Annotated in this window: 18 protein-coding genes; 7 read left to right on the top strand and 11 right to left on the bottom strand. The window is 69.1% G+C overall.

Annotation, left to right across the window (positions count from 1 at the left end; genetic code table 11):
* Nucleotides 1-104: 104 nt before the first annotated feature.
* The 7 genes from ACNPM4_RS19030 to ACNPM4_RS19000 form a co-directional block, all read right to left on the bottom strand.
* Nucleotides 105-872, bottom strand: coding sequence for an ABC transporter permease (locus ACNPM4_RS19030; protein ID WP_091027659.1), 768 nt, complete (start codon nt 870-872; stop codon nt 105-107).
* Nucleotides 869-1,645, bottom strand: coding sequence for an ABC transporter ATP-binding protein (locus ACNPM4_RS19025; RefSeq protein WP_029263197.1), 777 nt, complete (start codon nt 1,643-1,645; stop codon nt 869-871). The genes ACNPM4_RS19030 and ACNPM4_RS19025 overlap by 4 nt, the downstream gene beginning before the upstream one ends.
* A complete protein-coding gene (locus ACNPM4_RS19020) occupies nt 1,642-2,010 on the bottom strand; it encodes a DUF1048 domain-containing protein (RefSeq protein WP_029263196.1) in 369 nt (122 codons plus the stop codon). Before ACNPM4_RS19020 ends, ACNPM4_RS19025 begins: the two co-directional genes overlap by 4 nt.
* A 2-nt stretch (nt 2,011-2,012) precedes the next feature.
* Complete coding sequence (locus ACNPM4_RS19015) at nt 2,013-2,357, bottom strand: PadR family transcriptional regulator (protein WP_448986775.1); 345 nt, start codon at nt 2,355-2,357, stop codon at nt 2,013-2,015.
* A gap of 175 nt (nt 2,358-2,532) precedes the next feature.
* Nucleotides 2,533-3,306 (bottom strand): hypothetical protein, encoded by a 774-nt coding sequence (locus ACNPM4_RS19010; RefSeq protein WP_448986773.1) that lies wholly within the window; start codon nt 3,304-3,306, stop codon nt 2,533-2,535.
* A 49-nt stretch (nt 3,307-3,355) separates the two neighbouring features.
* Nucleotides 3,356-3,994: a response regulator gene (locus ACNPM4_RS19005; RefSeq protein WP_029263193.1), complete on the bottom strand. Its 639-nt coding sequence runs from the start codon at nt 3,992-3,994 to the stop codon at nt 3,356-3,358.
* A complete protein-coding gene (locus tag ACNPM4_RS19000) occupies nt 3,982-5,199 on the bottom strand; it encodes a sensor histidine kinase (protein ID WP_448986770.1) in 1,218 nt (405 codons plus the stop codon). Before ACNPM4_RS19000 ends, ACNPM4_RS19005 begins: the two co-directional genes overlap by 13 nt.
* Nucleotides 5,200-5,322: 123 nt before the next feature.
* Here ACNPM4_RS19000 and ACNPM4_RS18995 point away from each other — a divergent pair, with 123 nt between their 5' ends.
* From ACNPM4_RS18995 to ACNPM4_RS18985, 3 genes are all read left to right on the top strand, one after another.
* A complete protein-coding gene (locus tag ACNPM4_RS18995; RefSeq protein ID WP_372467866.1) occupies nt 5,323-6,090 on the top strand; it encodes an ABC transporter ATP-binding protein in 768 nt (255 codons plus the stop codon).
* Nucleotides 6,090-8,627 (top strand): ABC transporter permease, encoded by a 2,538-nt coding sequence (locus ACNPM4_RS18990; protein WP_448986768.1) that lies wholly within the window; start codon nt 6,090-6,092, stop codon nt 8,625-8,627. The genes ACNPM4_RS18995 and ACNPM4_RS18990 overlap by 1 nt, the downstream gene beginning before the upstream one ends.
* A gap of 188 nt (nt 8,628-8,815) precedes the next feature.
* Nucleotides 8,816-9,334, top strand: coding sequence for a helix-turn-helix domain-containing protein (locus ACNPM4_RS18985; protein WP_448986766.1), 519 nt, complete (start codon nt 8,816-8,818; stop codon nt 9,332-9,334).
* 228 nt (nt 9,335-9,562) lie between these two features.
* Here the strand turns inward: ACNPM4_RS18985 and ACNPM4_RS18980 are convergent, their stop codons facing one another.
* From ACNPM4_RS18980 to ACNPM4_RS18965, 4 genes are all read right to left on the bottom strand, one after another.
* Nucleotides 9,563-10,906, bottom strand: coding sequence for a threonine/serine exporter family protein (locus ACNPM4_RS18980; protein WP_448986765.1), 1,344 nt, complete (start codon nt 10,904-10,906; stop codon nt 9,563-9,565).
* 1 nt (nt 10,907) lies between these two features.
* Nucleotides 10,908-12,263, bottom strand: coding sequence for an anaerobic C4-dicarboxylate transporter family protein (locus ACNPM4_RS18975; RefSeq protein ID WP_448986764.1), 1,356 nt, complete (start codon nt 12,261-12,263; stop codon nt 10,908-10,910).
* Nucleotides 12,260-13,000, bottom strand: a complete 741-nt coding sequence (locus ACNPM4_RS18970; protein ID WP_105712195.1) for a Type 1 glutamine amidotransferase-like domain-containing protein — start codon at nt 12,998-13,000, stop codon at nt 12,260-12,262. Before ACNPM4_RS18970 ends, ACNPM4_RS18975 begins: the two co-directional genes overlap by 4 nt.
* Before the next feature lie 104 nt (nt 13,001-13,104).
* Complete coding sequence (locus tag ACNPM4_RS18965; RefSeq protein ID WP_448986762.1) at nt 13,105-13,842, bottom strand: SGNH/GDSL hydrolase family protein; 738 nt, start codon at nt 13,840-13,842, stop codon at nt 13,105-13,107.
* Between the two features lie 173 nt (nt 13,843-14,015).
* Between ACNPM4_RS18965 and wecB the strand changes: the two genes are divergently transcribed.
* The 4 genes from wecB to ACNPM4_RS18945 form a co-directional block, all read left to right on the top strand.
* The gene (gene wecB, locus ACNPM4_RS18960) at nt 14,016-15,167 is read left to right on the top strand and encodes a non-hydrolyzing UDP-N-acetylglucosamine 2-epimerase (protein WP_448986760.1); all 1,152 of its coding nucleotides are present in this window, start codon (nt 14,016-14,018) and stop codon (nt 15,165-15,167) included.
* A 36-nt stretch (nt 15,168-15,203) separates the two neighbouring features.
* Complete coding sequence (locus tag ACNPM4_RS18955) at nt 15,204-16,550, top strand: glycosyltransferase (protein ID WP_400857093.1); 1,347 nt, start codon at nt 15,204-15,206, stop codon at nt 16,548-16,550.
* Nucleotides 16,550-17,080, top strand: a complete 531-nt coding sequence (locus tag ACNPM4_RS18950) for a hypothetical protein (protein ID WP_448986758.1) — start codon at nt 16,550-16,552, stop codon at nt 17,078-17,080. The genes ACNPM4_RS18955 and ACNPM4_RS18950 overlap by 1 nt, the downstream gene beginning before the upstream one ends.
* Nucleotides 17,081-17,239: 159 nt before the next feature.
* The coding region (locus ACNPM4_RS18945; RefSeq protein ID WP_448986756.1) for an MFS transporter at nt 17,240-17,761 on the top strand (522 nt) is incomplete at its 3' end.

Below are 17,761 nucleotides of genomic sequence, written 5' to 3'. Positions count from 1 at the left end.
TTCACAACGCGCGACGCGCGACGCCGAACCGCCGCCGAGCGCGGCGAAACGCCCCGGCCGGGTCGAGTGACCCGGTCGGAGCGTCCCGTCTCGCTGGGCGAAGATCAGCTGACCTTCTTCCGGTAGGCGATGATCGCGAACACGTAGGCGACCACGAGGATGCCGACGCACCAGGCGAGGGCGACCCAGATGTCGTCGCCGACGGGCTGTTCGGCGAACAGCGCCTGGATGGTGTTGACGATCGAGGTGACGGGCTGATTCTCGGCGAACCACTGCACCGGTCCCGGCATCGTCTCGGTCGGCACGAAGGCCGAGCTGATGAACGGCAGGAAGATCAGCGGGTACGAGAACGCGGTCGCCCCGTCGATCGTCTTCGCGCTGAGCCCCGCGATGATCGCGAGCCACGTGAGGGCCAGGGTGAACAGCAGCAGGATGCCGATGACTCCGAGCCAGGCGAGCGGGCTCGCCCCGGTGCGGAAGCCCATCAGGAATCCGACGCCGAAGATGATCGCCAGGGTGATGGCGTTCGCCGTGAGGGAGGTGAGCACATGGGCCCACAGCACGCTCGATCGGGCGATCGGCATGGAGTGGAACCGCTCGAAGATTCCGCTCTGCAGATCGTTGAAGAGCCGGAACGCGGTGTACGCGATGCCGGATGCGACAGCGATCAGCAGGATGCCGGGGAGCAGGTAGTTCACGTAGTTCTCGGCACCGGTGCTCTGCTGCAGGGCGCCGCCGAAGACGTACACGAACAGGAGCATCAGCGCGATCGGGGTGACCGCCGTGGTGATGATCGTGTCGGGGCTGCGGAAGATGTGCCGCATGGAGCGGCCGGTGAGTGTCGCCGTATCGGCGGCGAAGTGCGTGCTCATGCTGCGTTCTCCTTTCCGGGGGCCTGGGGGCCGATGAGGGTGAGGAAGATCTCCTCGAGGGTGGGCTGCTTCTCGACGTACTCGACCTTGGCGGCCGGCAGCAGGCGCTTGAGGCCGGCGAGAGTGTCGTTGGCGATGATGCGGCCCTCGTGCAGGATCGCGATGCGGTCGGCCAACTGCTCCGCCTCGTCGAGGTACTGCGTGGTGAGCAGCACCGTGGTGCCGGTGTTCGCGAGTTCCTTGACCACGTCCCACACCTCGATGCGGGCTTCGGGGTCGAGGCCGGTGGTCGGCTCGTCGAGGTAGATGACCTCGGGGTGACCGACCAGGCTCATCGCGATGTCGAGCCGGCGACGCATGCCGCCGGAGTAGGTGCCGGCCTTGCGGGCTCCGGCATCCGTCAGGCGGAACTTCGCCAGCAGGTCGTCGGCGATGTTCCCGGCGTCGGGCAGGTGCCGCAGCTTCGCGACCAGGACCAGGTTCTCGCGTCCGGTGAGGATCTCGTCGACCGCGGCGAACTGCCCGGTGAGGCTGATCACCTCGCGGACGCCGACCGGGTTCGCGGCGACATCGATGCCCTGCACGGTCGCCGTGCCGGCATCCGCCTTCAGCAGGGTGGAGAGGATGCGCACCACCGTGGTCTTGCCGGCGCCGTTCGAGCCGAGGAGGGCGAAGATGCTGCCCTTCTCGACCTCGAAGTCGACGCCGCGCAGCACGTGCAGATCCTTGTACGACTTCTCGATGCCGCGCACCGAGATGGCTGCATTCGTCATGACTCCTCCTTCTTCTTCGCGTCGTCGAACGCCTTGATGAGGCGTGCGCGCTCCTTGTCGATCCACTGCCGTCCGCCGTATGCGGCGGCGTAGTTCTCGGCGAACTCGACGGGGTCGTCGCCGACGATGGCGCTGACCGGGGTGCCGTCGAGCGCGGCGCGCTCCCACAGGTCGGCGATGTCGAGGAACATCTTCACGATGGTGTCGCCGTCGGTGACTCCGCCGTAGTACATGTTGTAGCGCTGCTGCGCCTTCGCGACCTCGCGGTACGGCTCGGGGAGGGCGTTGATGCGGGCCTGCGCCTGCTTGTAGAGCTTCTTCTCTTCGAGGGATCCGGTGATCGCTTCGATCCACTTCGCGGCCATGGTCAGTTCTCCTTGTTCTCGGTGTTGCGCTTTTCCAGCTGTTCGATGTGTGTCTTCAGGAAGCTCCAGGTGGTCCAGAACTCCTCGAGCTCCTGCCGGCCCTGGGTGTTCAGGGTGTACACCTTGCGGGGCGGACCCTTCTCGCTCGGGACCTTCTCGACGTCGACGAGGTTCTTCTGCTCGATGCGCACCAGGAGTGCGTAGATCGTGCCTTCGGCGATGTCGGTGAATCCGTGGTCGCGGATGCGTGTGGTGATCTCGTACCCGTATGCCGGCTGCTCGGCGAGGAGAGCCAGAACGATGCCCTCCAGAGTGCCCTTGAGCATCTCGGTCATCTGCTTGCCCATCAGGTCCTCCTTTCGTTTCGGTTGGTACTCAGTGTTGCTGGGTACCGGCACAAAGTAACACTGAGTACCGGTACTTAGCAACACCGAATACCGAACTTCTCGGAGGAGATCTGCGAGGGGTTTCCGGGCGCGCGGGAACGACCGCCGACGGACCGGCGGCGAAGAGCGCCTGCTGCTACGGGAACATGCGGCGGAGCAGCGACAGATCCTCGTCGTTCAGCGCCTGCGTGATCACGGCCGCCGTCTCCGGGGGCATGTCCTTCTCCAGGCGCTGCCACAGGAACCGCGCGGCACCCAGGTCTGCGGTGGCGACGGCGGTCGAGAACGCCGCCACACCGTCGTAGTACGGGATGGTCGACGACCCGGGTGCGGCGTTGTACGGCGAGTAGATGTCGACGAACGGAAGCGTCGGATCCGGGCGCAGGTAGAGGACGTCCCCGGGTGCGATCGGCTCAAAGCCGCGCACATGGTTGAAGCTGCCGACGGTGACGTAGTCGACGCAGAAGCGCTCGCCGATCGCGATGAGGCTGTCGCCGGCCTCTACCTCGTACGAGAAGATCTCTCCGTCGGCATCGACGGTCACGGGTCCGCTCGCCAGCTCCGACTCGCCCATCTCGACGAGCTCGCCCAGGAGCTTGGCATGCATCGTTTCGCCGTCGTCGCTCCCGATGTTGATGAACGCATTGGTGGTGCAGTCACCGGGACCGCCGGCGGGAACGCTGATGCCGTCGCCGAGGGAGACGAGGCTCTCCTCCGTCTTCCCGCCCGCATCCGAGGGTGCCGGCGTGGGGGCCGTGGAGGGCTCGGCGGCGGCGAAGCGCTCCGACGCCCAGGAGGCGACGCCGAACACCGCGGGCGCGGCGCTGACCACGGCAGGGGCCGCGGCGGCGAACAACCCGGCGACGGCCACGACGACGACGGCGGTGGTGATCTTGGTGGAGCGTTTCATCCCCGTCAGCATGGCATCGAATCGCGCCTGAGCGCCAGGCCGGATGCCGTCAGGTGCGGAGGTAGGCGAGCACGGCCAGCACGCGCCGGTGTCCGCTGTCGCTGGAGGCGAGCCCGAGCTTGCCGAAGATGTTGCCGATGTGCTTGCTCACCGCGGTCTCGGTCACGAAGAGTCGCCCGGCGATGGTGCCGTTGTCGAGCCCCTCGGCCATGAGCCCGAGCACCTCGCGCTCGCGCGGGGTGAGCGTCTGCACCGGATCGTCGGCGCGACGGCGGCTCATCAGCTGCGAGATCACCTCGGGGTCCATCACCGTGCCCCCGGCAGCCACGCGGTTGAGGGCATCGATGAAGGAGGCGACCTTGCCCACGCGCTCCTTCAAGAGGTAGCCGAGACCGTCGGCGCCGGCTGCGAGGAGTTCGCCGGCATAGCGGTCCTCGACATAGGCCGACAGCACCAGCACGGGGAAGCCGGGGCGGCGGGCGCGCGCCTCGGCGGCGGCCTTCAACCCCTCGCTCGTGAAGGTCGGCGGCATCCGCACATCGACCACCGCGGCATCCGCCTCGTCGAGTCGCTCCAGGAACCCCTCGGCGTTGTCGACCGCGGCGACCACGTCGAAGCCCTCGCTGCGCAGCAGCAGTGCCAGGCCTTCACGAAGGAGGGTGTCGTCCTCGGCGATCACGATCCGCATGGCAGCTCCGCTCTCAGGATGGTGGGCCCGCCGGCCGGGCTCGTGAGCTCCAGCGTGCCCTCGAAGGCTTCGATGCGACGACGGATGCCGGCGATGCCGCCGCCCGGACGCTCCGCGGCTCCGCCCTCGCCGTCGTCCTCGACCGTGATGAGCAGCACCTCGCCCTCGCGGGCGACCTCGACGGAGGCCCGTGTCGCCGCGCTGTACTTGCTGACGTTGGTGAGGGCCTCGGCCACGACGAAGTAGCTGGCCGACTCGACCGCCGCCGGCACACGCCCGACATCGGCCGCCTCGATCGTGCAGGGAACGACGCTGCGCCCGGCGAGCGAGGCCAGCGCGCCTTCCAGCCCGAGCTCGTCGAGGATCGGCGGGTAGATGTCGTGCACGGTGCGGCGGAGTCCGGCGAGCGCATCGGTCGCGGCATCCTGCGCTCGCCGCAGCGGTTCGAGCACGTCGCCCCCGGTCTCCTGCGCCCGCTCGGCGATCCCGAGCATCATCACGACGTTCACCAGGCGGTTCTGGGCCCCGTCGTGCAGGTCGCGCTCGATGCGGCGGAGTTCTGCAGCGTGCGCGTCGAGGGCGGCGGCCCGGCTGAGCGTGAGGGCGTCGACTCGGGCGGCGAGGCGCGACTTCTCGGGAGTCGCGAGCAACTTCGCGGAGACGAACGACACCAGCCGCGCGACGGCCGGGATCAGGAAGACCGCGAGGATCGCATACGCCAGAGCGACGAGCGGCATCGTCGCCGCGAGCTCCCACGACGTGACCGGATACACGGAGCTGACAGGGTCGTCGGCGGGCGCGAACTGCCAGTAGTAGGTGATGGCGAGCGAGTTGACCGCTGCTACCGGGAGCGAGATCGTCAGCATGGAGAGGAACAGCACGGGGATCCCCTGCACCGCCAGCCACAGGAGGTCGCGACCCGTGGCGCGCGAGAACGCGAAGCGCAGACGGTCGTCGATGGTCGAGGCGGGCGGGAGCACGTGGCCGATCGGCGGCAGCTCCTCGCCCCGGTAGGCGCCGACGCGGCGGCGGTTCACATCCGTCCACCCGTGCAGGCCGCGGACCGCCTCGGGCATCAGCAGCACGCCGCCGGTGATGATCATGAGGGGGAGCAGGGCGAGCCCGAGGCTGAGGAACACCACGGACGCGATCGAGACTCCGGCCTCGACGGCCAGGTATCCCCAGGCGCGCAGCCAGCGTCGCATCCGTCCGTCCTTCACTCTCACAGTCTGACGGAGGGGTCGGCCGAGCACGGTATAGCCAGCACCACCATCGATGCGGCAGCGGGCGGGATGGGATGCCGGATCGGCCGTCCCTAGCGTCGAATCATGACCTCCACACCACTCGCCCCCGCCGTCGATGCGGGCCCCGCCGAAGCGCTGCGCCTGCAGTCCGTCGTCAAGACCTACGGCGCAGGCGCCAGCCGCGTCACCGCCCTCCGCGGCGTGAACCTCGCCATCGCGAAGGGCACCTTCACCGCGATCATGGGCCCCTCCGGCTCGGGCAAGAGCACGTTGCTGCACAGTGCTGCGGGACTCGACCGGCCCAGCAGCGGCACCGTCCACCTCGGCGGAACCGAGATCTCGAGCCTGAAGGCACGTCAACTCACCGCCTTCCGGCGCGATCACGTGGGCTTCGTGTTCCAGGCGTACAACCTGCTGCCGGCCCTGAACGTCGAGGACAACATCACCCTCCCGCTGCGGCTCGGCGGCCGGAGCCTCGAGGCGCGGTGGCTCGACTTCCTGCTCGACGCGGTGGGGCTCGCGGAGTTCCGTCACCGCCGCCCCTCCGAGCTCTCCGGTGGCCAGCAGCAGCGGGTGGCGATCGCGCGCGCCCTCATCACCCGACCGCACGTGGTGTTCGGCGACGAGCCGACCGGCGCGCTCGACTCGCGCTCGGGCAAGCAGGTGCTCGATCTGCTCGCTCACACGGCTCGGGAGCTGAACCAGACCGTCGTGGTCGTGACGCACGATCCCGTCGTGGCATCGCACGCCGATCGCGTGATCTTCCTCGCCGACGGCGCCTTCGCGGGCTACCTCGACGGCGCCGACCCGGCGCAGATCAACGACCGCATGAGCGCATTGGGGGAGTGGTGATGTCGGGGCCGCTGGGCTTGGGCCGACTCGTCCGAGCGGATCTTCGCCACCACCGTCGGAGTTTCGTCGGAGTCGCGGTCGCCGTGTTCGTCGCGAGCGCTCTGGTGACGGGCCTCGGCGTGCTCGTCGAATCCGGCATGCGCGGCGGGCTCGCCCCCGAACGCTATGCCGCGGTGGATGTGGTCGTGGGCGCGCCGCAGCAGGTGGACGTGCCGGAGGACCTCCCCGTTCCGTTGCGGGAGCGCGCGTCGCTGCCCGCCGACGCGGCGCGCGACATCGCCGCGCTGCCGGGGGTCGACCGCGTCGTGGCCGACGTGACCGTTCCGCTCGTGCTGCAGGGCGCAGGTACGGATGCGGATGCCGATGCCGCTGCGCCCGCCGTCGTCGAGGCGCACCCGTGGGAGGCCACGGCGCTGACCGGTTTCGAACTGCGCGAGGGGCGGGAGCCCGCGGCAGCCGACGAGGTCGTGGTCACCGCCGGCAGCGGCCAGGTCGTCGGCGGCACGGTCGTCCTGGCGCACGGCGGTATCCCCTCGGAGTACCGCGTCGTCGGGGAGGTCGCAGCTCCTGCGGCACCCGAGCGGAGCGCACACGTGTTCCTCACGGAGCAGCGCATCGGCCGACTCGACCCGCACGACGGTGCCGCGCAGGCGCTGGGTGTCTTCGTCGCCGGGAACGACCCCGAGCAGACGGCCACCGCGATCCGCGAGGCTTTCCCCGACCTGGTCGCCCGCACGGGAGACGCCCGTGGCGACGTGGAGTTCCTCGACTCGGGGGCGGCGCGTTCGATGCTCGTCGCCATCGGCAGCGCCTTCGTCGGCACCTGCATCCTCGTGGCGATGTTCATCGTGGCGGGCACGCTGTCACTGTCGGTGCAGTCGCGCCGACGGGACTACGCCCTGCTGCGGGCGGTCGGCGCGAGCCCGTCGCAGGTGCATTCGCTCGTGGCCCGCGAGGTGCTGTGGGTGTCGGCGGTCGCTGCACTGCTGGGCATCGCGCCCGGGTACCTGCTGTCGACCGTGCTGCAGTCGGCATTCGTCACGGGAGGCGTCATCCCCGGCGACTTCGCCCTCGCCTTCAGTCCGCTTCCCGCGGTCGGCGCGGTGCTGCTCGTACTCGCCGCCGCCTGGGGTGCGGCGCGCATCGCGGCCTCGAGGGTCGCGAAGCTCGACCCGGTCGAGGCGCTGCGCGAGTCGGCGACGGGTGCTCCCGCGATCGGTCTGACGCGGATCATCATAGGGATCGTGCTCGCCGCTGCCGGCATCTCGATGTCGACGGTGCCGCTCGTGCTGCGTGGACAGATCGCGGCGGGCGCCGCGGCCGGTGCGGTGATGCTGCTCATCATCGCGCTCGCCATGCTCGGCCCGTGGCTCGTGTCGCTGAGCATGCGCCTGATCGGCAGCGTGCTGCGGCGGTTGTCGTCCGCGGGCTTCCTGGCTTCGGCGAATGCCGCGGCGAACAGTCGGCGTCTGGCCTCGGCCATCCTGCCGATCGCTCTCGGCATCGGGCTGGGACTCGTGCAGATCGGGGCCCCGTCGATCATCGCCGCCGAGGCCGCGACGCAGGCCACGGCCGGCGTCATCGCCGACCTGCGGGTGACGGCGCCGAACGGTCTTTCGCCGGAGGCGGTCGAGGCGATCCGCGAGACCCCGGGTGTGGCCGAGGCGTCGGGCGTCGCGCTGAGTGCCGCGGTGATCGATTCCTACGATTTCGAGGGGAAACTCGAGCGCGAGGAGCACGTGCTGCAGGGCATCGATCCGGAGCGAGCGGCGCAGAGCCTCGACCTGCGCGTGCGTGAGGGGGCGCTCACCGACCTCGACGGCACCACGACGGTGGCCGTGAGCACGGATGCCGCCCAGAGCCTCGGGCTCGACATCGGCGGCACGGTCACCGGCCACCTCGGCGACGGTTCGCCGTGGGAGGCCACGGTCGTCGCGGTCTACGAGCGCGGTCTCGGATTCGGGGACCTCACCATGGCCGCCGACGAGGTCAGCGCGCACACCACGGCCGGCCTGGATGCGTTCGCGCTCGCGACGGTCGATCCGGGTGCCCTCGATGACGTGCGTGCGGCGCTGACCGAGCGCGGTTTCGTCGTGAGCGACGGGTCGGGCCAGGAGGCAGCGGGCGCGGGTGCGCAGTCGCAGCAGGGCTGGGTGAACCTCATCGCGCTGCTCGTGATCCTCGGCTACATCGCGATCGCCGTGGTCAACACGCTCGTGATGGCGACGGGGGAGCGCTCGCGGGAGTTCGCTCTGATGCAGCTGATCGGTTCGTCCCGCCGGCAGGTGCGCTCGATGATGCGGATCGAAGCCGTGCTGGTGGCCGTGATCGGCATGGTGTTCGGCGTCGTGGTCGCGATCCCTCCGCTCATCGGAGTGAGCATGGGCATCTCGGGTCAGCCGATTCCCGCGCTGCCCGCGCTCGGGTCACTGACCATCATCGGTGCGATGGGAGCTCTCGCGCTCGTGGCGCTGTGGGCGGGAACCACCGCCGCCATGCGCACCCGTCCGATCGACGAGATCGGGTCGCGGCAGTAGCGCGGCGCGAGAGGACGCAGACGGCGGGGAGTATGCCATTCGGCACGCTCCCCGCCGCCGTCGCGTGGGCCGCGCGTCACGCTCGGGGCCAGGTTGCAACTTTCGTAACTTTCGCAACTTTCGTTTTCGAGATAGAGTGAGTGGTTCATCGCATCGTCGGGTGCCGATGATTCTGGAGGAGGATCGCAATGACCGCGCGAGTGCAGAACACCACTGTCTCCCCCGAGCCGGGTCACGCCGCGAGTATTGCTTCGCTCCTGCGTTTTATGGAAGAGCACGAAGCTGCGCATGGTCCGCAGCACGGAGAAGCAGCGCGACCTCAGTTCTTCCTCAGCGGCTCCGGCGAACACGATCGTGTCGAGATCAACGAGCAGCTCTACGGAGTACTGAAGCAGGCGGTCGAGGCTCTGAACCGAGGACAGTCTGTGCGCATCGCTGCTAGCGACCAGCAGGTCACGACACAGCAGGCTGGCGAGATACTCGGCATCAGCCGACCGACTGTCGTGCAGCTGGTCGAGACCGGAGAGCTGCCGGCGCACGTGCCGGGTACCGTGAGGCGAAAGCTCCTGCTTTCGGACGTTTTGGCTTATCGGGACAAGATCCATGCTCGACGAACGGCGTTCATCGCTGAGAGCGCGGAAGAATTCGGCGAGCTCGACCAAGACGAAGTGAAGGGCCTGCTTCACAAGGCGAAGAAGACGCTCTAGCTTGCGGAGCTCCGCGACCGGCGCGACATGGACGACGTCGAAGCGATCCTGGGGGCTCTTGTCTAGGTCTCGATCGCGATCACGCGTTCACCGTCTTGTGCTCCCGACGCGTCGGTGGACGCAGATGCATCGTGGCCAACGCCAGCACGAAGAGAGAAGGCACGAAGAGGCGATCGTCCGGCGGCTCCTGACGCGGGCCGGCGTGGCCCGCTAGCCGGTCCGCGTCGCCTACCTCCGGCGGTCCGCCCGGTTCCGGCCCAGCCGCCGCCACGGCGCAGCGATCCGCGACCAGAAGCTCGGCTCCCGTTCGGCTTCCGGTGCGGCGGGCAGCGCCACGGCGAACTGCACGAACTCCTCGGCCCCGTGATGCACCACCCGGTACAGCGCGGTGCCGATCAGCACGCCGAGGGCGATCGACATGATCGAGGTGAGTGCCGCCGTGAAGTCGGCGAGCCCGTTGTCGGTCGCGAACGCCTCGGTGAGGCCCACGAGCCCGGCAGCCCCCGGCACGAGCAGCCAGAACGCGGGGAGGAAGGTGAGTTGCGACGGAGCCCCGTGGCGCAGCCCGGCGATCCAGAACACCACGGGTGTGACGGCGACGGCTCCCACGAACCCGCCGATCGTGGGGTCGATGAACTCGGTCCCCGCCCACTGGCCGACGTACGCGACGACCAGCGCGAGGAGCACCCATCCGAAGGTCGAGGCGGGCGCGGAGAAGTGCAGGTAGTTGCCGATGGCGAACACGAGGACGCCCAGGAAGCCGACCCACCAGGGAAGGAAAGCGGAGGCGGGGAGCGGCTCGTATGACCGCGACTCGACCCCGACGACCGCACCGGCGGCGAGGATGCCGAAGGCCAGCAGCGCGAGCTGCACGAAACCGTAGACGAGACGCGCGGCCCCCGAGATCATCTGCCCCGCGGCGAGTTCGACGGTCGCGGTGGTGAGCACGCCTCCGGGCAGGAAGGTCACCAGCGGCGCGATCAGCAGACGGATGGGGTCGCCGATCTCGATCACCTCGGCGAGGAGGAAGACGGCGCCCGCGCACACGAAGGCCGCCGCGATCGGCAGGATCAGCTGCAGGGTCGGGGACCGCACGAGCTTCAGCAGTCCGATCCCGAAGCCGAGGATGAACGCGACGATCACGCCCTGCCAGGTCGGGGCCAGGAGCAGTGCGAGACCGGCGGTGAGCACGCCGTGTCCGAGCGTGCGGGTGAACCAGCCGAGTCGCGGCCGCATCGCCCCGATCTCGTTCAGCCGGCGGATGCCGTCGAGCGGCGGGACCGCACCGGTCCGTGCTTCGCCGATCAGGTCGTACAGCGCGGCGATCTGGTCGAACCGGAACGAGGCGTTGGTCGCCGAGCGGATGGCGACCCTGGACTCATCCGACTCGCCGGTCTCGACGAGGATGATCGTCGGCAGCACGACGAAGTCGGTGTCGTCGCCACCGTAGGCCCGGGCGACGGCGGTGAGCGTGTCGCGGATGCGGTCGACGGACTCCGCCGACGCGTTCATCCCCTGCGCCAGCCCGAGCAGGAACTGGCGAAGCGCCGAACGGTCGACGGTGTCGGTCATGTCAGCTGATCAGGAACGACAGGCCCACCCCGACGACGATGGCGACGCCCACGTAGACGAGGTTCGGCAGCTGGAACGAGTGGTCGAAGACGTACTTGCCCATCTTCGTCGTGCCGGTCTGGTCGAAGGCGACGGTGGCGACCTGGCTGCCGTTGGCGGGCAGGGTGTAGATGCCCATCGTCGAGGGCCACAGTCCTACCAGCAGCGGCGCCGGGAGCCCGATCGTGATGCCGATCGGGACGATCGCATTGGTCGCACTCGATTGGCTGGTGGTGAGCATCGCGACCGCGAACAGCGCCATTGCGAACAGCAGCGCCCCGAGGAACGCCGACGATCCGGAGACGACGGATCCGAGCCCGTCGACGATGAGCGTCTGGTTCGCCGCGACGAACGTGTTGGCGAGCCACGCGATACCGAAGAGGGCGATCGCCCCGACGATGCCGGCGGGGAACGTGGGCTGCTTGGGGACGTCGGCGGCCTTGACCTTGCAGAAGACGAAGATCAGGGCGGCGATGATGCCCATCGTGACCTCGATGATGACCGTGACGCTGAGACGCACCGGGTCGCCGGCGTCGTCGGTGCCGATCACGGGGCGCAGCGCTTCGAACAGGCCGAAGAACACGATCACCCCGACGCCGATGAGGAAGAGCGTGGCCGAGAGCACGGCGGTCTTCGGAAGCTTGTTCTCGTGCGCGTCGGTCTGCGGCGGCTTGATCTGCCCCTCCTTCAGACGGCGCTGGAACTCCGGGTCGTCCTCGAGGTCTTTGCCGTGGCGCATCATGACGAGCGCGGCGACGAACAGCCCGGCGATGGAGGCCGGCCACATGATGAGCAGCAGCTGGCCGAGGTCGACGCCCTGCGGCGCGAGCAGCACGACCATCGAGGCGGTCGCAGCCGAGACGGGAGAGCAGAGGATGCCGACCTGCGAGGCGACGGCCGAGACCGACAGCGCCCGCTCGGGGCGGATCTTCTGCTGGTACGAGACGTCGTAGATCACGGGCAGCAGCGGGTAGAAGATGTTCCCCGTACCCGCACCGACCGTGAAGAGGAACGACATCGCCGGGGCGAGGAACACGACCGATTTCGGCTTGCGTCTGATCACCTTCGCCGCGACCGACACCATCCAGTCGATGCCGCCGGCCGCTTGCATGGTGGATGCCGCGGTGATGACCGTGATGACGATGAAGACCGCGTCGACCGGGGCATTGCCCGGCGCTTCGCCGAACACGAAGATGAGCACGGCCACGCCGACCAGGCCCCAGACACCGAGGCCGATCCCGCTCGTGCGGGTGCCCATGTAGATCGCGCCGATGACGACGATCAGCTGCGCGATGAGGATCCACACGTTGTCGTTCATGACGACGGCCCCTTCACGATCGGGGCGTTCCCCGTGAGTACCTTCGTCGCGAGCTGCGTCTCGACGATCTTCCCGTCGATCGCCTCGACCCGCAGCGCCAGAGCATCCTCGACCGGGCTGATCGCGGTGACGAACTCGGAGTTCTCGAAGTGCAGCGACTGCAGGTTGCCGACCGCGTATCCAGTCGAGAGCTCTCCGCTCAACAGCGAGGCGTGGAAGAGGGGGCGCCGCTGATCCTCGGCGTCGTAGTGCGGGCAGAAGCTGCCGTGCAGGAAGCCGAGCCCCTCGGGCAAGACCTGCAAGGTCGGGCCGTAGCTGTCGGTCGTGCCGCCCTCGAACCAGCAGATGCCGCCGGCGCTGCCCCCGGTGAACACGACGTTCGAGTCGGGGTCCTCCCACATCTCGCGCATGATCTCGTCCAGGCCCTGCCGCTTCCACACGTCGAGCATGTTCGCGGTGTTGCCGCCGCCGACGTGGATCACGTCGAAGCCCTTCACGAAGCCCGCGAGGTCGTCCACCGCCCGGTGGAACAGCGGAAGATGGTGCGGCGCGCACCGGTCCGAGTCGTACGTGGAATAGAAGCTCAGGATGTACGCGGCGTCATCGCCGGTTGCCGTCCCGACGAAGAGGACCCGGGGTCGCTCCTTGCCGGTCAGCTCGAGGATGTAGTCGTGCGTCGGATCGTTCCGACGCTCCATCATGGCCTTCCCGGCCCCGGTTGCCACCACGTGAGACATGCCCCCACCTCTCGACGACTGCGAATGCGCTCAACCTAGCGGCGCACCGCGGCCAGCGTCCAGAGTGCTTTCACCCCGGAAGGGCGACCCGTCGGGCGGGCTGTTCAGCCGTTGACGCGCGCGGTGGCGACGAGGCCTTCGAGGAGGGCGTGCGTGCGCGCCCGCGGCCCGTCGGGGCGGAGGCCGAGCACGTTCGCGAGCTCGAGGGCCAGGGCGGCGTGGCCGGTGGCGCTCGGGTGGAACGGGTCGTTCATGAGCCCCCAGGGGACTCCGCCCGCGCCGAGCTCGGCGAAGCGCGCGAACTGGTCGACGAGGATCACGTCTTCGCTCGCGGCGACCTCGCGCACGGCCTGGGCGAACTCGCCGATCCGCGCGCGCTCCGGGGCATTGCGGGTGTCGATCGCCGGCGGGGTCTGCAGCACGGGGATCGCCCCGAGCGCGCGCACCCGCGCCACGAAGTCCCGCAGCGATGCGGCGTAGTCCGCCGCCGAGATCACCTCGCGGGGGCCGCCGTCCGAGGCGTCGTTGGTGCCGATCATGAGGGTGACCACATCCGGCCGCCAGGACGCGACGCGGCGGTCCCAGTCATCGAGCAGGTCGACGATGCGGTTGCCGCTGATCGCCGTGTTCAGCACGATGTCGCGCACGCGCTCCCGCTCGCCGCGGATCAGCTCGTGCAGGTGCTCCGGATAGCTGCGCCCGCCCTGTGTGTGCACCAGGCCGTGCGTGATCGAGTCGCCCGTGATGATCCAGTTCAGCGGAGCCGGATCGGCCAGTGCGGCGGCGAGGCGACCGAGGTCGGAGGCGGCGGATGTGGGGGCGGAGGATGCGGCGTTCGACACGGCTCGAGCCTATCGGCGCAGCAGCTCCCGTCGACGAATGCCGGAACGTCGATATACGTGCCCGGATCCACGCGCTCGGCGGACGCGGCGACACGTACTGTCGGTCCGGACCCACCGGAAATCACTCATCACGTCGGCCACGGGAAGCCTCCCGGGGGCCGATCGAGGTACCCATGAACAAGTGCTCGACACCGACCGCGCCCGCCCACCTGCCGAAGTCCTCGGTGATGATCGTGTTCGGAACCCGTCCCGAGATCGTCAAGCTCGCCCCGCTGGTCCGCAGCCTCGGCGATGCCGCTTACGTCGTCCACACCGGTCAGCACTACGACCGTGACATGTCGGCCGTGTTCCTGAAATCGTGCGGAATCACGCGGGTGCACCGCCAGCTTCGTGTGGGCGGGCTCCCGCGGGCCGCGCAGATCGGCCGCGGGGCCGAGCAGATCGCGCAGGCGATCGACGAGGTCGAGCCGAGCTACGTCGTCGTGCAGGGAGACACGAATGCCACGATCGCGGCCGCGCTCGCCGCGAACGCCTCGGGTGTGCGGCTCGGGCACGTCGAAGCGGGGCTGCGCGCCAACGATCGCCGGATGCCCGAAGAGCACAACCGGATCATGGTCGACCACATCGCCGACGACCTGTTCGCGGCGACCCAGGCGAACCGCGCCAACCTGCTCGCGGAGGGCATCGACGAGGAGCGCATCCATGTGACCGGGAATCCCGTGGTCGAAGCCGTCCGCACGCAGCGCGCCGCCGCCGGCTCCGACGTCGACGAGCTGGAGCGTATCGATGTCGAGCCTGCGGAATACGTGCTCGCGACCCTGCACCGGCAGGAGAACGTCGATTCTGCGGACAACCTCTTCGCGACGCTGCACGCACTCAACGACATCGCCGCATCGGGGTGGCCGGTCGTCTTCCCCGTGCACCCTCGGACGCGGGCGATGCTGAGGGCACTCGACGCGGAGCACCTGCTCGACGCGCTGATCGCCGAAGAGCCGTACACCTACGAGCGATTCCTCGCGCTCGCTTCGCACGCCGCCGTGCTGGTCTCCGATTCCGGCGGCATCCAGGAGGAGGCGACGGTGCTCGGGCGCCCGGTCCTCGTGGTCCGGGACTCGACCGAACGTCCCGAGGCGCTCGGTTCCTTCACCCGTCTGGTCACCCCGCAGACCCTCGCGACAGAGACCTCCGCCCTGCTCTCGACGGTGACCCGCACCCTCGCCGACCTCGATGCCCTGCCGGCGCCGTTCGGCGACGGCCATGCCACGGAGCGCATCGCGGAGCACATCCGATCCGCCGTCTCGACCGTCCGTGACGAGAGTGCATGATGCGTCGTCGGATGTCCGCCGCTGTTCGAGGTCGCGATGCTCGTCGCCGCTAGCGCCATATCGTTCATCGTCACGCTGACGTTCCTCGTCTACGTCTTCATGATCATCGTTCCCTTCCTCCGCCGCACTCCGGACCCCGATGGCCGCGTGGATGCCTTCGCATGGCACATCTTCGTGCCGTGCCGGGATGAGGAGGTCGTCATCTCGCGAACCATCCGGATGCTCCGCTCCACGGTGCCGGAGGCACACGTCTGGGTGATCGACGACGACAGCGACGACCGCACCGCGTCGATCGTCCAGTCGGCCGCCGAGGCGGACGCCTTCGTGCACCTCGTCCAGCGCCGGCGCCCCGAGGCGAGGACCGGCAAAGGGGATGCGCTCAATGCCGCGTACTTCGCGCTGAACGCGTTCCTCCCCGCCGATACCGACCGTTCGCGCGTCGTCGTGTGCGTCGTCGATGCCGATGGCGAGGTGGCCGAGAACATCCTCCGCAAGGCCGCCTCACCCCACGCGTTCGGAGATCCCGAAGTCGGGGCGGCGCAGGTCACCGTCTACATGAAGAACCGCGACGATCGGCGCCCGGTCCCGGACGCCGGGTGGGCCCGCAACACGTTCGGACGATTCCTCATCCGGATGCAGGACCTCGAGTTCCGCGGGCCGATCGCCGCGATCCAGTCCCTCCGCGGCTGGACCGAGACCGTGGGCCTCGGCGGCAACGGCCAGTTCACGCGCCTGTCGGTTCTGGACGACATCGCCGCGAGATCCGACAGGCCGTGGCACGGCTCTCTTCTGGAGGACTACGAGCTGGGCATCCACGTGCTGCTGGCGGGGCATAAGAACCGCCACCTGCACGACACCTACGTCGCCCAGGAGGCGCTGCACGATTTCCGACGGTTCACGGTCCAACGCACGCGCTGGGCGCAGGGGAACATGCAGTGCATCCGCTACATCCCCGAGATCGTCCGATCTCGCATGCTCACGAACGCCGGCATTCTCGAGATCTGCTACTACCTGCTTCTCCCGGTCTTCCAGGTGGTGGCCAGCCTCGCCGCGGTGACCCTGGTCGTCGGGGCGATCGTGGGAGTGGTCTCCGGGGCGTTCGCCCTCCCCTGGGGCTTCCTGCCCGTCCTCGCCATCCTCTTCCTCCTCTTCGGCATCGGCCCCTTCTTCATCTGGGGGCCGCTCTACCGTCGGTACAGCGAGCCCGATGCCGGATTCTGGACGGGCGTCCTCTGGGGATTCGGGATGTGGGTGTACGACTACTACGTCTATCTGACGGGTGCCCGCGCGCTCTATCGGATCGTCCGGGGCCGGAACGGGTGGGCGAAGACCCGCCGCAACGCGGAGATCGATGTGGCCGGTCCGATCGCGAAGGACGCCTGATGTCACGCACCGCTTCGCTGCCTCCCCGCGTTCGCGTCCGGACTCCTCGCCGCTCTTCGCTCTCGATGAAGGTACGGCTGTTCGTGGGAGTGGGGTTGATCGCCGCCGCTGTCGTGCTCGTCTTCCTGGTGCCGCAGGTTGTCTTTCTGGAAACGGAGGTCGCTCGCCTCTGGCTGCCCACGATCACCCCTGGCGCGTTCACCGCGGCGGTCGAGTCCCCGGTGGCTTTCCTCGCCGCGCCGCTGTGGGGGCTCGGGGGTGTGATCCTGGCGGCGACCCGCGTCAGCGGGGTGCGGGTGTGCGTGTCGGTGGTCCTCTCCACCGTGCTGATCCTGGTGACGAACCAGGTGCGGCTCGGCGTCTTCGCGCGGGCAGCGGTGACGGCGGGATCTGCTGAGGGTTACGAGGTCGCCCTGCGTCTGGGTGGGTCCGTGCTGAGCATCGTCGGGTTCAGCGCCGCCTATCTGGTCTTCGTGATCGTGATCGCCGACCTGCCCCTGTTCGGCCGGAGGCGGATGCCGACAGGCTGAGCCTCGTCGGATACGCTGGGCGGGTGAGCCCTGAGTCGGATAGACGCTAGATCGCGGGTGTGAGCGCACGTCGTGCGCTCCCCGCATCCTCGTCGACCTCACTCACCCGCCGCTCGGCGCGTTTCGCAGCGCCCGCGGCTCTGCGCGTCTGGATGCTCCATGCCGTTCCTCATCCCCGTCCTCGCTCTGGCGATCTTCGCCCAGGGCACCAGCGAGTTCATGCTCGCCGGTCTTCTGCTCCCGCTGTCCGCCGACCTCGACGTCGACCCTCCGACCGCCGCCCTGCTGACCTCCGCCTTCGCGGTGGGCATGGTGGTGGGCGCGCCGCTGATGGCGGTGTTCGCCAGCCGCTGGCGTCCGCGGCAGACCCTCGTGCTGCTCCTCGTGATCTTCATCGCCGCGCACGTGGTCGGTGCGCTCGCACCGTCGTTCTCCCTGCTCCTCGTCACCCGGGTGCTCGCCGCCCTGGCGAACGCCGGCTTCCTGGCGATCGCGCTGGCCACCGTGCGCGGCATCGTCGCGCCGGCGCAGACGACCAGGGCCGTCGCCGTCCTGCTCGCGGGCACGACGCTCGCGACGATCGTTGGCGTCCCCGCCGGCGCGATGCTCGCGAACGCCTTCGGATGGCGTTCCACCTTCTGGGCCGTGGTGCTGCTCTGCCTCCCGGCCGTCGTCGCGCTG

Source organism: Microbacterium umsixpiens (assembly GCF_053543675.1).
This window is presented reverse-complemented; position numbering and strand designations above follow the sequence as displayed.